General features: G+C 65.9%; 14 protein-coding genes. 12 read left to right on the top strand and 2 right to left on the bottom strand.

All coding sequences use genetic code 11. From position 1 onward, the window contains the following. Positions 1–54 precede the first annotated feature (54 nt). From bchI to bchO, 3 genes are read left to right on the top strand one after another with little or no spacing between them, the layout of a single operon-like run. Positions 55–1,062 carry a magnesium chelatase ATPase subunit I gene (gene bchI, locus EG799_RS09065; protein ID WP_123880475.1) on the top strand — a complete coding sequence of 336 codons (1,008 nt, stop codon included), beginning with the start codon at positions 55–57 and terminating at the stop codon, positions 1,060–1,062. Continuing rightward, positions 1,059–2,660: a VWA domain-containing protein gene (locus EG799_RS09070; RefSeq protein ID WP_123880477.1), complete on the top strand. Its 1,602-nt coding sequence runs from the start codon at positions 1,059–1,061 to the stop codon at positions 2,658–2,660. The genes bchI and EG799_RS09070 overlap by 4 nt, the downstream gene beginning before the upstream one ends. Beyond that, the gene (bchO, locus tag EG799_RS09075; RefSeq protein ID WP_123880479.1) at positions 2,657–3,544 is read left to right on the top strand and encodes an alpha/beta fold hydrolase BchO; all 888 of its coding nucleotides are present in this window, start codon (positions 2,657–2,659) and stop codon (positions 3,542–3,544) included. The genes EG799_RS09070 and bchO overlap by 4 nt, the downstream gene beginning before the upstream one ends. Here the strand turns inward: bchO and EG799_RS09080 are convergent. Both EG799_RS09080 and crtD read right to left on the bottom strand, forming a co-directional pair. Beyond that, complete coding sequence (locus tag EG799_RS09080) at positions 3,519–4,289, bottom strand: carotenoid 1,2-hydratase (RefSeq protein ID WP_181950890.1); 771 nt, start codon at positions 4,287–4,289, stop codon at positions 3,519–3,521. The two genes, bchO and EG799_RS09080, sit on opposite strands and share 26 nt — an antisense overlap. Before the next feature lie 119 nt (positions 4,290–4,408). Further along, entirely contained in the window at positions 4,409–5,968 is a 1,560-nt protein-coding gene (gene crtD, locus EG799_RS09085; RefSeq protein WP_123880481.1) for a 1-hydroxycarotenoid 3,4-desaturase CrtD, read from the bottom strand. Between the two features lie 70 nt (positions 5,969–6,038). Between crtD and EG799_RS09090 the strand changes: the two genes are divergently transcribed. The 9 genes from EG799_RS09090 (at position 6,039) to pufL (ending at position 13,666) form a co-directional block, all read left to right on the top strand. Further along, positions 6,039–7,100 carry a methyltransferase gene (locus tag EG799_RS09090; RefSeq protein WP_158611049.1) on the top strand — a complete coding sequence of 354 codons (1,062 nt, stop codon included), beginning with the start codon at positions 6,039–6,041 and terminating at the stop codon, positions 7,098–7,100. Between the two features lie 75 nt (positions 7,101–7,175). Further along, positions 7,176–8,114 carry a chlorophyll synthesis pathway protein BchC gene (bchC, locus tag EG799_RS09095; RefSeq protein ID WP_123880485.1) on the top strand — a complete coding sequence of 313 codons (939 nt, stop codon included), beginning with the start codon at positions 7,176–7,178 and terminating at the stop codon, positions 8,112–8,114. Then, positions 8,108–9,097: a chlorophyllide a reductase iron protein subunit X gene (locus EG799_RS09100; protein ID WP_234029191.1), complete on the top strand. Its 990-nt coding sequence runs from the start codon at positions 8,108–8,110 to the stop codon at positions 9,095–9,097. Before bchC ends, EG799_RS09100 begins: the two co-directional genes overlap by 7 nt. Beyond that, entirely contained in the window at positions 9,094–10,500 is a 1,407-nt protein-coding gene (gene bchY / locus EG799_RS09105; protein ID WP_123880489.1) for a chlorophyllide a reductase subunit Y, read from the top strand. Before EG799_RS09100 ends, bchY begins: the two co-directional genes overlap by 4 nt. After that, positions 10,497–11,933 (top strand): chlorophyllide a reductase subunit Z, encoded by a 1,437-nt coding sequence (bchZ, locus tag EG799_RS09110; RefSeq protein ID WP_199798288.1) that lies wholly within the window; start codon positions 10,497–10,499, stop codon positions 11,931–11,933. The genes bchY and bchZ overlap by 4 nt, the downstream gene beginning before the upstream one ends. Next, positions 11,930–12,154: a hypothetical protein gene (locus tag EG799_RS09115; protein ID WP_123880493.1), complete on the top strand. Its 225-nt coding sequence runs from the start codon at positions 11,930–11,932 to the stop codon at positions 12,152–12,154. Before bchZ ends, EG799_RS09115 begins: the two co-directional genes overlap by 4 nt. A 51-nt stretch (positions 12,155–12,205) precedes the next feature. After that, a complete protein-coding gene (pufB, locus tag EG799_RS09120) occupies positions 12,206–12,382 on the top strand; it encodes a light-harvesting antenna LH1, beta subunit (RefSeq protein ID WP_123880495.1) in 177 nt (58 codons plus the stop codon). A gap of 39 nt (positions 12,383–12,421) precedes the next feature. Then, a complete protein-coding gene (pufA, locus tag EG799_RS09125) occupies positions 12,422–12,727 on the top strand; it encodes a light-harvesting antenna LH1, alpha subunit (RefSeq protein WP_234029093.1) in 306 nt (101 codons plus the stop codon). Between the two features lie 96 nt (positions 12,728–12,823). Then, positions 12,824–13,666, top strand: coding sequence for a photosynthetic reaction center subunit L (gene pufL / locus EG799_RS09130; protein WP_123880499.1), 843 nt, complete (start codon positions 12,824–12,826; stop codon positions 13,664–13,666). Positions 13,667–13,675 lie beyond the last annotated feature (9 nt).

Raw genomic sequence — 13,675 nt, forward strand, 5'->3', positions numbered from 1 at the left:
TCGCCACGTGCATGTGAGAATTGCGCACCTTCCCCTCTCGCAGGAGCCGCATTCTTGCCCTTTCCCTTTTCCGCGATCGTAGGCCAGGAAAGACTGAAGCAGGCGTTGCTGTGCGTGGCGGTCGACCCGAGCATCGGCGGGGTACTGGTGATGGGCGACCGCGGAGCCGGCAAATCCACCGCCATCCGCGGTCTGGCCGCCCTGTTGCCGGAAATCTCCGTCATTGCGGGTTGCGCCTACGGTTGCCGACAGGACGACGGCGCCAGCCAGTGCGAGCGGTGCGCCGCCATGTCCGATCCCGAGACGATCCGGCGGACGGTACCGATGGTCGATCTGCCGCTTGGCGCGGGAGAGGAGCGCGTGACCGGTGCGCTGGATCTCGAGCGGGCGCTCGGCAAGGGGGAAAAGGCGTTCGAACCCGGCCTGCTGGCACGCGCCAACGGGGGCTTTCTCTACATCGACGAAGTCAACCTGCTCGAGGACCATCTGGTCGATCTCCTGCTCGATGTGGCGGCATCGGGTACCAACGTCGTCGAGAGGGACGGACTGTCCGTCCGCCATCCGGCGCGGTTCGTCCTTGTCGGCAGCGGCAACCCCGAGGAAGGCGAGCTCCGCCCGCAATTTCTCGACCGGTTCGGACTGTCGGTGGATGTGTCGACTCCGGAGGATCTGCCGCAGCGCATCGAGATCGTGCGGCGCCGCGATTCCTACGACCGCGATCCGCAGGGCTTCGCAAAGGCCTGGCGGCGGCGCGACCTCGCCGTACGACGCAAGGTCGTGGCAGCGCGCGACAGGATCGGGGAGGTCGAGGTCGGCGATGCGATGCTGGAACGCGTTGCCAGGCTGTGCCTTTCGCTCGGGACTGACGGGCTGCGCGGCGAACTCGTACTCATGCGGACCGCACGCGCGATCGCCGCCCTCGCCGGACGCGACGAGGTCGACACGAACGACCTGCGCGAAGCCGCTCCCATGGCGCTCGGCCATCGCCTCCGGCGCGATCCGCTGGAGAGTGGGCAGGAGGGTGCGCGCGTCGAAAGGGCGGTCGCCGAAATCCTCGCATGAATGCGCCTGATTGCGTTGCCTGGGAGGATGCCGAACTGGCGCTCGCCTGTCTGGCCCGGGCCCCGACGGGGATCGTCGTTCGGGCGCGGCATGGTCCGGTGCTGGAACGGTTCCTCGGCCAGCTCGCCAATGCGGCGCGTCCGATCTACCGGCTTTCTCCCGAAAGCGAGGCGGCCCCGCTACGCGGTTCGCGCGACCTGCTCGCCTCGCTGGCCAGGCAACGCGTCGTTCACCATGCAGAGCTGCGAGAACGGTGTGCGGGACGGGTACTGCTCGTACCCGGTGCGGAACGGATCGGAGCCGAACTGGGCGCGATCATCGCGGACCTGATCGAAAATCCGCCCGAAAACTCCGCGATCGTCCTGGTCGACGAAAGCGAGGAAGGTCGCGGCATCCCATCCGCCCTCGACCATCGACTGCCACTGGTGCTGGACCTCGACGGCCTGACGCTCGCGTCTTGCCGCGGGATGCATTTCGATCGGATCGAAACCGATAATCTTGCAGATGGTGACCTGCCGACCCTCGTCGAGGCCGCCGCGCATCTTGGCATCGCCGATCCCCGCATCGCCCTTGGCGCGTTGAGGACTGCCAGGGTCGCGGCTGGTCTGCTCGGCCGCGAGGAAGCTCTGGCTTTCGTCGCGCGCCGGGTGCTGGCACCGCGCGCCGTGCAGTTGCCGGATCCCGGCGATAGTCCTCCCGAACCCGAACACAATTCCCCGGAAAGTCCGGCATCGGAAGAAACCCGGCCCGGGGATACGGAAATCGTGATCAAGGCCGCCCGCGCGTTCATCGATCCGGCCCTGTTGCGCCAGGACCGCGCGAGGGGCGGGAAGGGCGGTGGGGGGAGCGCGCGGGCGAAGAACGGTTCGGGCCAGCGCGGCCGCAAGTTGCGGACGCGGCGGGGCAGGCCGGGCGGCGGGATGCGGCTCGACCTTGTCGCCACGCTGATCGCCGCCGCACCGGATCAGCAGTCTGGCGGTGGACCGCCCCTGCGTATCGCCGCGCGCCACCTTCGCGTCGCCGCGCGCGAGCCGCGCCGGCGGCAGGCGACGATCTTCGCCATCGACGCTTCCGGCTCGGCCGCCCTGGCGCGGCTCGCGGAGGTCAAGGGCGCGGTCGAGAGCCTGCTTGCGGAAAGCTATGTCCGTCGCGACGAAGCGGCGCTCATCGCCTTTCGCAATGCCGGCGCCGAACTGGTCTTGCCACGCACCCGATCGCTGGCACGTGCCAGCCGATTGCTGTCCGGACTTGTCGGCGGAGGCGGGACTCCGCTGGCCGAAGGGATCGGCCGTGCGACCAGGGAGGCTTTGCTCGCCCGCGCCGCCGGCCGCTCTCCCCTGCTGGTCGTGGTCACGGACGGCGATGCGAACCAGACCACTTCCGGGACCACCGACCGCACTGAGGCCAAGCGTGAAGCGCTCGTCGCCGCGCGGGAAATCGCCAGCCTGTCCCTGTCTGCCATCGTCGTCGACTGTGCTGCGCGTCCGCGCGGGTTCACGCGTGAACTGGCAACGGCGATGAACGCCCGTCACTTCGCCTTGCCGCGCATGGATCGCGGCTCGCTTTCGCAGGCTGCCAGGGCGGCAAGAACGCCATGACCCGGCCGCGCTGGGAAGTCGACGGACGCGACTGGCCGGCGCGCGAGAGCAGCCGGTTCGTGCGCGCGGGCGGTATCGAATGGCACCTCCAGATAGACGGGGGCGGGCCGGTAATGCTGCTGCTTCACGGGACGGGCGCCTCAACGCACAGCTGGGCACCCCTCCGGCCCTTCCTCGCCCCGGACTGGACCCTCGTAGCACCCGACCTGCCCGGGCACGGTTTTTCCTCGCAAAGGGCCGGGGGACGGGCAACGCTGCCGTTCGTCGCCCGCGCGGTCGGGGCATTGCTGGAGACCTGCGACATGCGCCCGGCGGTGATCGTCGGACATTCCGCCGGGGCCGCCATCGCTGTGCGGATGGCGCTCGACGGGATCGCGGTGCCGGAGCGGATCGTATCTCTGGCAGGCGCCTTGCTACCTTTCGGTGGAGCGGCGAACCGCCTGTTTCCCGCCGCGGCGAAACTTCTCTTTCTGAACCCGTTCGTGCCATCGCTCCTGGCCTGGGGCGCCCGGGGAGAGGGCATGGTGGAAAGGATGCTCGAGCAGACGGGATCGACCCTTCCGGTCGCCCAGCGCGAGATCTACGCCCGGTTGTTTCGCCACTCCTCCCATGTCGACGCGTCGCTCGCCCTGATGGCGAACTGGGATCTGGATACGCTGGCGGCGGACCTGCCGGACCTGCCGGTGCCGCTCGATCTGGTGTTTGCCGACAAGGATGCGATGGTGGCACCAGACGTCGCGCGCCGCGTCGCTGCGTTGGTTCACGGCAGCAGCATTACCAGGCTCGAAGGCGTGGGTCATCTGGCGCACGAGGAAGCGCCGGAGCGAGTCGCCCGGGTGATCCGCCACCTCGCCGGTATCAGCGATCCCAGCCAGGGCGATTGACGATCGGCCAGGGCACTCGCGGTCTCGTGCGCCGCTGCGCGACGCGCGGCATGCGGTAGGGCAGCATGAACTGCACCGCGGAGGAGCGCAGTCGGTCGAGCGAGAGGCTTTCGTGCATGGCTTCAACTTCCTCTCCGAACAGGCGCGTGGCGAGCTGTGTACGAGCGTAGAATGGGGTGTCTTCCAGCGTACGCACCACGCGCGGGCGGGCCCCGGAATCGGCACGCGTGCGACGCGGCATCTGCCACAGAGTGCGGGGCAGGTCGGCGGCGGAGGGCAGTTCGATCTCGCTGACCTCGGCATCGGGATCGAATTGCACGGCTAGGCTGGTCGGCGCGCCGTCGCGCGGATAAAGGTCGTAAAGCACGACCGTCCGCCCGTCGGCCAGCGTCGCCCGGCTCCAGTCCCATTCGGAAAAACCATTCTCGATCGGTTCGGCTCCGACATTCATGTCGCAGTAGCCGCTGCCCGACCATGATGTGAAAGGCTCCTTCAGTTCCACTTCCACCCGGGCGCAGGGGGCCAGGGGCCACCAGAAGTGTCGTTCGCTGCGCCCGAGCGCAAGCGGCCGGTCGACGAGGGCCTCCGGCCACACCCGCACCGTGCCCGAGACGCGGCGCCGCAGCCAGGGCGTGCTCTCCGCGATGTCGATGACGAAATGATCCCCGGCCCAGCACATCGCGCTCGGCCCGATGGATAGCGATCGTTCGTCGCGCTCGACGCATTCCTCCCCGCGTTCGGTCATGGTCCAGCGCGCTCCCGGCCCGTAGAGCGCGACGTTGAGCGCCGCGTGATCACACGGTTCCGCCCGGTATCCGCTAGCGTAGTAGGGCGAGAAAACGCTTCCCAGGAAGCAAATGATGGTCAGCCCGTGGCGCTTGTCCTGACTGAACGCGTCGACATACCACCAGGCATAGCCACCCTGCGGAAGCGCGATGTCGAAGCGCGGTCCTGCAGAACCGCACGCGCCGCCGTCTGGCCGGACAGCGCCGCCATGGGCAGGCCCGCCCCGGGGTGGACGCTGCCACCCGCGCAGTAGAGGCCCGGTATCCGTGTGCGGGCGCCGGGCCTCAGGAACGAAGCCATCCACCCATGCGAAGCCCGGCCGTAGAGCGCCCCGCCGGTCGCAGGAAAACGGCGTGCGAAATCCGAAGGTGTCGATATCGAATGGGGCGCATTCGACGGGATGCTGAGGCCCGCCCGTTCCAGCGTGCGACAGGCTTTCGTCAGGCACCATTCGATCTCCTCTTGCGTCATGGGATGGGTGTCGCCGCGCGCGGGCGCATTGCAGACCAGCAGCGCACGCTCCGCCCCGTTCGGCGCGTCGCCGCCCGCCGCCCGATCCTGCAGACAGGCATAGACAGTGGGATCATCGGGCATCTCACCGCGCGCCAGGGCGGCGAACTCCGCCGCCTCATCGTTGGAGAAGAATACGTTGTGATGTCCGGCAGCGGCGAAGGAAAGCGGTGCGTCGAAGGCGATGGTGAAAGCCGAAAAGCTTCGCGCTCCCCCATAAAGGCGGCGGGTGCGCCGTGCGGTCGGCGCCCCGAGCCACCCGGCTTCGAGTGCCGCGTGATCGCCGTTGAAGACGCATTGACCTGTTCGAATTACGTCACCGTCGGCGGTCTCGATACCTCGAAGTTCGCCCCGCTCGACGAGAACGCGCGTAATCCGGCGATCGTAATGCAGCCGCGCGCCGAGATCTCTCGCGGCTGCCGCAAGACCTTCGGCCAAGGCGGTCATCCCGCCTTCGACCTGCCAGACGCCCCGCCGTTCCACTTCGGCGATCAGGGAAAGCGTAGCGGGCGTCGCGAAGGGAGAGCTGCCGGCATACGTGCTGTAGCGTCCGAAAAGCTGCCTCAGGCGGGGGTCGGCGAAATGCTGCGAAACCATGCGATGCAGCGATCGGTAGGGATCGAGCTTGAGGAAGCCCGGCAAACCCGAAACGCCGCCGCGCCACATCATCGCGAGCGGGTTTGCCGGCTTGTCCCCCCTCATGAAGTTCCTGTCGAGCGCCCGGAAGATCGTTGCGGAAGCGCGGGTGAAATCGCGAAAGCCCTGCTCGGCCGCAGGGCCGGCAAGGGCGCGGATCGCTGCGGCACTGGCTTCCGGATCGGCGTAGAGGGCAAGGCTCGACCCGTCCGGCCAGAAGTGATGGGCGAGAACGTCGGACCGACTGGTGCGGACGTAGTCGGCGAAGGCAAGCCCCGCCTCGTCGAAGATCCGCTCGAACACATCCAGCATGGTGAGGACGGTTGGGCCGGCATCCACAGGTCGTCCGGCGGGATAGGATGCGGAAACCTTCCCGCCCGGACCCGAAGCCATCTCGACTACCGCGACATCGAGCCCGCGGCCGGCGCATGCTATCGCCGTCGTCAGCCCGGCAATGCCGGCCCCGATAACGGCGAGTTCGCACTTGTCCATTTGATTAGACTATCACGCGAAGCCTGGATGTCCATTGCAATTGACAGCGGGGCATGATGGAACGGTGTTGGTGTCGAAACTTTCAGCCCGACTACGCTATCGCTTTCTCGGATCGGCCGCGAAGCGCCGCCTGTGGGAGCGACTGCCGTTCGGTTCGCGAATCGCCGCCCATCACCGAGAGGCGTTGTTCGACATCGTCGCAGGTGCCGCGCGCCAGCAGGCCCTTCTCGCGGGATTGCGGGCCGGCATCTTCGATGCCTTGGCCGGGCAGCCGCGCAACGCCGCAGAGGTGGAGCGCGCTACCGGGCTCAATACTGCGGTCACGGCACGCCTGCTTTCCTGGCTGGTCGCGACCGGACTGATCGAGCGTCTGTCAGACGATACGTTTGCCCTGACCGTGGAGGGCCTGGTCGTGGCCGACGATGATGGTGTCAGGGCGATGATCGAGCACGGCGACCTGCTCTACGCCGACATGCGCGACCCACTGGCGCTGATTGCTGGCGACGAAGTCGGGCTTGTTGCGAAATACTGGCCTTATCGGGGAGATGCGGGACTGCCCGGCGACTACGGCGAACTCATGCGAAGATCGCTGCCGTTCACGCTCGAGCCGATCTTGCGAGCCGTCGATTTCTCCCGTTTGCGGCATTGCTGCGAAATCGGGGGCGGCAACGGCGCCCTGGCGATCGCGCTCGCCCGCCGCCACCCGCGTCTGGATATTACCCTTGTCGAGTTGCCCGATGTTCTTCCCTTCGCGAGAGCTGCTATCGCGCAAGCGGGCCTCGATGGTCGTCTTTCCGCGTGCACCATTTCCGACGCGGCGCGGGGCACATTCGATTGTGTCATGGCATCCCGGCTCCTCCACGATCTCGACGATGATGCCGCGATCGCGCTCCTGGCCCGGGGCAGGGAACTCGCGGCACCCCGAGCGAGCCTGGTGATTGCCGAGCCGCTCGCGAAGGAGGGGCGCGACACCCAGACCGCGTACTTTACCGCCTATTTCGCCGCGATGGGATCGGGGCGATTGCGCCGTCCAGATGAAATCATGGCATTGTGCAAAGCAGCCGGATGGAAAGACGAGAAACCGCGCTGGCTCCACTATCCATCGTGTTCTGTCCTGAAAACTGGACATTGACGACTGTCAGATAGGTTTGACAATTCGCTTTTATAGTGGCAACTGGCTACCTCGAACCACCGCCAGGAGGATCCGATGGACGCCATTGCCGCAGTTCTGGAACGGCCAGGCCGGATCGTCACACGGACCCTGCAGCTTCGCGAACCCAAAGATGGCGATCTGCTGGTGGAGATCGACTATGCCGGCATTTCCGCCGGTACCGAGAAACTGCTTTGGGACGGGGCGATGCCCGCCTTTCCCGGTTTCGGCTATCCACTGGTGCCGGGTTACGAATCGGTCGGACGCGTCGTCGATGCCCGTGGCTCCTCCTCTTTTACCGAAAATGACAAGGTCTTCGTCCCCGGCGCCCATGCCTTTACTGACGCGCGGAGCTTCTTCGGTGCGAACGCCCGGCATCTGTTCGTCCCCGAAGATCGACTGGTGCGCAACGACATTCTGGGTGACGAACGCGGCGTGCTGCTGGCGTTGGCTGCTACGGCGCATCATGCGCTGGGCGCCGACGGCGCGCGGGCACCGGACCTGATCATCGGGCACGGAACTCTCGGTCGCCTGCTTGCCCGCATAGCGGTGGCGCGCGGAATGACGCCGCCGCGGGTCTGGGAAATCGATGCCGGTCGCCGCGAGGGAAGCCATGATTATCCCGTCATCGCGCCTCACGAGGATGAAGGGGCGACCTACCGCGCGATCTACGACTGTACCGGCGATGCAACGCTCGTGCCCGGCCTCATCGATCGGCTTGAGAAGGGCGGCGAACTCGTGCTGGCCGGATTCTACAGCGGCACGATCGCGTTTCCCTTCGCGCCCGCGTTCATGCGCGAGGCGCGGCTGCGGATCGCCGCCGAATGGTCTGCGCCCGACATGGCTGCCGTGCGGCGACTGCTGGCCGATGGGCGTCTTGCCTTCGACGGGCTCGTCACTCACCGGCGCTCCGCCTGCGAGATGTCCGACGCCTACCCCCAGGCCTTTACCGATCCCGCATGCCGCAAGATCGTTCTCGATTGGAGCGATTGCTGATGCTCGATACCCCCGCCCGTTCCCGCGATACGCTGGACTTCGACAAGGACACTTCCGCCACCCCGGCCACGAAGGAAACGCAGATCATCGCGATCTACGGCAAGGGCGGTATCGGCAAGAGCTTTACCCTGTCGAACCTCAGCTACATGATGGCTCAGCAGGGCAAGCGCGTGCTGTTGCTGGGCTGCGATCCGAAAAGCGACACCACCAGCCTGCTGTTCGGCGGCAAGGCATGTCCGACCATCATCGAAACCTCGAGCCAGAAGAAGGCGGCCGGTGACGAAGTTCGCATCGAGGACGTCTGCTTCAAGCGCGACGGCGTCTTTGCGATGGAGCTGGGCGGTCCGGAAGTGGGGCGGGGCTGCGGCGGGCGCGGTATCATCCATGGGTTCGAAACGCTCGAGAAGCTGGGCTTTCACGACTGGGGCTTCGACTACGTGCTGCTCGATTTTCTCGGCGACGTGGTGTGCGGCGGCTTCGGCCTGCCGATCGCGCGCGACCTTTGCCAGAAGGTGATCGTCGTCGGATCGAACGACCTGCAATCGCTCTATGTCGCCAACAACGTCTGCTCTGCGGTCGACTATTTTTCCAAGCTCGGCGGCAATGTCGGGGTGGCCGGCATGGTGGTGAACAAGGACGATGGTACCGGCGAGGCCGCAGCTTTTGCCGAAGCGGCGGGCATCCCGGTGCTGGCTGCCATACCGGCCGATGAGGATATTCGCCGCAAGAGCGCGAATTACCAGATCATCGGCAAGCCCGGCACGCGCTGGGCGCCGCTGTTCGAACAGCTTTCCGAAAACGTGGCAACCGCGCCGCCTGTCGCCCCCACTCCGCTCGATCAGGACGGTCTGCTGGGTCTTTTCAGTCCGGATGATACCGGCGGCAACGTGACTCTCGTCCCGGCTTCGCAGGAGGACATGCACGGACGCCCTGTTCCGGCCAAGTCGTCGCTCGAGGTCGTCTACGAGGCCTTGCTGGCATGAGCGAAAATGCGTCTCCCGATACTCTCGCTCCGCCCGCTGAGACGAGCTGCCACGGTGACAGCCGGACGATCCGCGAAAATGCCGCCGCGCAGGGGTCCGGCGCGGTGCTCGAAAAACTGACCGCGGACTATCCGCTCGGTCCGCACGATCAGCCGCAAAGCATGTGCCCCGCCTTCGGCAGCCTGCGCGTGGGACTTCGCATGAAGCGCACCGCGACCATCCTTTCGGGTTCGGCCTGCTGCGTATACGGTCTGACCCTCACCAGCCATTTCTACGGTGCCCGGCGCAGCGTCGGGTACGTCCCGTTCAATTCCGAAACCCTCGTCACGGGCAAGTTGTTCGAGGACATCCGCGACGCTGTTCACGACATGGCCGACCCCGACCGGTACGACGCCATCGTCGTCACCAATCTGTGTGTCCCCACGGCAAGCGGCGTTCCGTTGCGCCTCCTGCCCAAGCAGATCAACGGGGTGCGGATAGTCGGCATCGACGTCCCGGGCTTCGGCGTACCCACCCACGCGGAAGCGAAGGACGTGCTCGCAGCCGCAATGCTTTCCTACGCGCGGGAGGAGGTGGCCGCAGGACCGGTCATGCCGCTGCCCGACGGGCCCGGCGACCTGCCAACCGTCACCATACTGGGCGAGGTCTTCCCCGCCGATCCGATGATAATCGGACGGATGCTCGAACCGATGGGTCTGGCGGCCGGGCCGGCGGTTCCCACCCGCGAATGGCGCGAACTCTATGCCGCGCTCGATTGCGCGGCCGTTGCGGCGGTTCATCCCTTCTACACGGCCAGCGTGCGCGAGTTCGAGGCGGCGGGCCGCGCCGTCGTCGGCTCCGCCCCGGTGGGGGCAGAGGGTACGCATGCCTGGCTGGGTGCCATCGGAGAGCAGTGCGGCGTCCCGCAGGACAGGATCGCCGGGGCGCAGAACGCCATGCGCGGCGCAATCGGCGCGGCACTGGCGCAAAACCGGATCGAGGGGCGGATCACCTTATCGGGCTACGAAGGATCCGAGCTTATCGTGGCCCGTCTGCTCGTGGAGGCCGGAGCGGACCTGCGATATGTCGGCACCGCGTGCCCGAAGACCTGCTGGAGCGCCGAGGATGCCGACTGGTTGGCTCAGCACGGCGTCGAGATTCGCTATCGCGCGAGCCTGGAGCAGGATCTCGCCGCTTTCGAAGCGTTCGAACCCGATCTTGCCATTGGCACCACCCCGGTCGTGCAGCACGCGAAAGAACGGGGCACGCCGGCGCTCTATTTCACGAATCTCATTTCCGGTCGTCCCCTTATGGGGCCGGCCGGCCCGGCGGGGGTCGTGCAGACGATCAACGCGGCGATCCGCGGCAAGTCGAGGATGGACGCCATGCGCAGCTTCTTCGCGCCGGTCGAGGAGATCGCCTGATGCTGGTGCAGGATCATGACCGGGCAGGTGGCTACTGGGGGGCGGTCTATGCTTTCTGCGCCCTGGAAGGCTTGCAGGTTGTGATCGACGGGCCCGTGGGCTGCGAGAATCTGCCCGTGACGAGTGTCCTGCATTATACCGACGCCCTGCCTCCGCACGCATTGCCGATCCGCGTGACCGGCCTGTCGGAAGAGGAACTCGGCAAGAACGGGACGGAAAAGGCGCTGGAAAGGGCGGGCGCGACGCTCGATACCTCTCGGCCTGCCGTCGTCGTGACCGGCTCGATCGCCGAGATGATCGGCGGCGGCCTGGTGCCGGAGGACTCGCACGTCAAGCGGTTCCTACCCCGCACGATCGACGAGGACCAGTGGCAGGCCGCCGACCGCTCGCTCCTGTGGCTGTGGACGCAGTTCGGCGGGAAGGTGCGCCCCCGCAAGCGCAAGGACGGCGAGAAGCCCCGGGTCAACATCATCGGACCGGCCTATGGCATGTTCAACACGCCATCGGATCTCGCCGAAGTCCGGCGCCTTGTGGAAGGACTCGGGGCCGAGGTGAACCTTGCCTTCCCGCTCGGCAGTGCGCTTGGCGACGTGAAGAAGCTCAACGATGCGGATGCCAACATCTGCCTCTATCGCGAGTACGGCGCAATGCTGTGCGATGCGCTCGAGCGTCCGTGGTTCCATGCGCCGGTCGGGCTTGAATCGACCACGAAGTTCCTCACGGCTCTCGGACACGAACTGGGTCTCGACGCGGAGCCGTTCATCACGCGCGAGAAGGCCACCACGCTCGCCCCGATCTGGGATCTGTGGCGTTCGGTCACGCAGGACTTCTTCGCGACAGCGGATTTCGCCGTGGTGGCGAACGATACGCATACCCGCGGTCTTGCGAATTTCCTCGAGAACGAGCTCGGCATGCCGTGTGCCTTCGCCATTTCGCGCAAACCCGGCGTGAAGCCGGACAACGATCTTGTCCGCGCAAGACTGACCGAACATCAGCCCGCGATCATGTTCGGGTCGATCAACGAACGCATCTATCTCGCCGAATGCGATGCGCGCACCGCCTTCGTCCCGGCGAGTTTTCCCGGGGCCATCATCTGCCGCCATACCGGTACTCCGATGATGGGATATTCGGGTGCCGTCTGGGTGGTCCAGGAAGTGTGCAACGCCCTGTTCGACACACTGTTCGAGATCATCCCGCTCGCATCCCGGCTGGACGCAGCACCGGCTACGCCGGCCGCGAAATCCGGCCCCTTCCACTGGAGCCCCGAAGCGCAGGAGATGTTCGACCGGGCGGTTTCCCGCGCGCCGCTTCTCGCCCGCATTTCGGCGGCGAAGGCGCTGCGCGACGCAGCCGAAGCCGAAGCCCGGACGCGCAACAGCCAGCACATCGACATTGCGACCCTGAACGCAGCAACTGGAGGAGATGCCCGATGACCTCGCGAAACCGACACGGCACGCAGCCCGCATGGGTGCGAAAGGGCGCCGAAAGGCACGACCTGACCGTCAGCTTCGTCACGACGCTGCTGTTCCCGGTCTGCTTCGTCGGCGCGCTGTCCGATCGGGGCGCACGCGGCACCACTTCCCGAGGAGTGTGGACCGATGCGCTGTCCCGGGCGCGTTCGAATGCCTCGATGATAACCCAACTGCCCGGATAGACATCACGAATTGGACCGGAACCACCTCAATCACGACAGGAGAACAAGACCATGGTTGATCCAGACACCCGCCACGAACGCGATGGGTACGGCCTTTCGGGCCTGACCGAGAACGAAGCGCGTGAATTTCACAGCTATTTCACGAGGAGCTTCCTGTTCTTCCTGGCGATCGCGATCATCGCTCACATCCTTACCTACATCTGGGCGCCCTGGGGCGTGCCTGCGTAACGGCATCGTCACGACTCCCACCCCTACCGGAGACCGATCATGAAAATCTGGCTTATCTTCGATCCGCGGCGCGCCCTCATCGGCCTGTTCGCCTTCCTTCTCGTCCTGGCGCTGCTGATCCATTTCATCCTGCTGGGAACCGAAGATTACAACTGGCTGCAGGGCAGTTCGGAAATCGACACGACGGAAATGCTGATCGTGCCGCAGCCCGTGGAGGCTGCACCCTCGACCATGACCCCGGCACAGCCGGGTGCGCCCGACGCGACGACGGGTACCACGACGGCACCCCCGCCGGCGATGACCCCCGGCGAACCGGCACCCCAGACGATGCCTGCACAACAATGACGAGCGGGCGATGCGGACCCGGGCGGTCCGCATCGCCATGACGCGAACCTGCATGGCGCAAGCCGCCCTGCAAATGCGACGAAGGTGGCGCAGACCATGAGCATGCTCAGTTTCGAACCGAAATACAGGGTGCGCGGCGGTACGCTGGTAGGCGGCGACCTGTTCGATTTCTGGGCCGGCCCCTTCTATGTCGGATTCTTCGGGGTGACCGCGATCTTCTGCGCGCTGCTCGGAACGCTGCTCATTTTCTACGGTGCCAGTATCGGCCATGCCGACACGATCTGGCAGATTACCATCTCTCCGCCCGCTCTAAAATACGGTCTCGGCGTCGCCCCGCTCCGAGAGGGCGGGTTGTGGCAGCTTATCACCCTGTGCGCGATCGGGGCGTTCGTTTCCTGGGTTCTGCGCGAGGTGGAGATCTGCCGGAAACTGGGAATGGGCTACCATGTCCCGATCGGTTTTTCCTTCGCCGTATTCGCCTATGTCTCCCTGGTCGTCATACGGCCGATGATGCTCGGCGCGTGGTGGCACGGCTTTCCCTATGGCATCATCGCGCATCTCGACTGGGTTTCGAACGTCGGCTACCAGTTTTACCACTTCCACTACAATCCGTTTCACCTGATCGCCGTGACCTGTTTCTTCGCGGCGACCATGTTTCTCGCAATGCACGGGGGACTGGTCCTGTCCGCAGTCAATCCGGGCAAGGGCAAGGAAGTGAAGTTCGCCGAGCACGAGAACGCCTGGGCGCGCGATGCGATCTTCTATTCGGTGGGTGAAATCGGCATTCACCGGGCGGGTTACCTGCTGGCATTGAGCGCCGGTTTTTTCAGTGCCCTGTGCATGATCGTCAGCGGGCCGTTCATGATCCTGGGCTGGCCGTACTTCTTCGACTGGTACCTGCAACTGCCGATCTGGAACGGCATGGGCTTCTACGGCTGAGGGGCTGAG

This window comes from Aurantiacibacter spongiae (assembly GCF_003815535.1).
Taxonomy (GTDB): domain Bacteria; phylum Pseudomonadota; class Alphaproteobacteria; order Sphingomonadales; family Sphingomonadaceae; genus Alteraurantiacibacter; species Alteraurantiacibacter spongiae.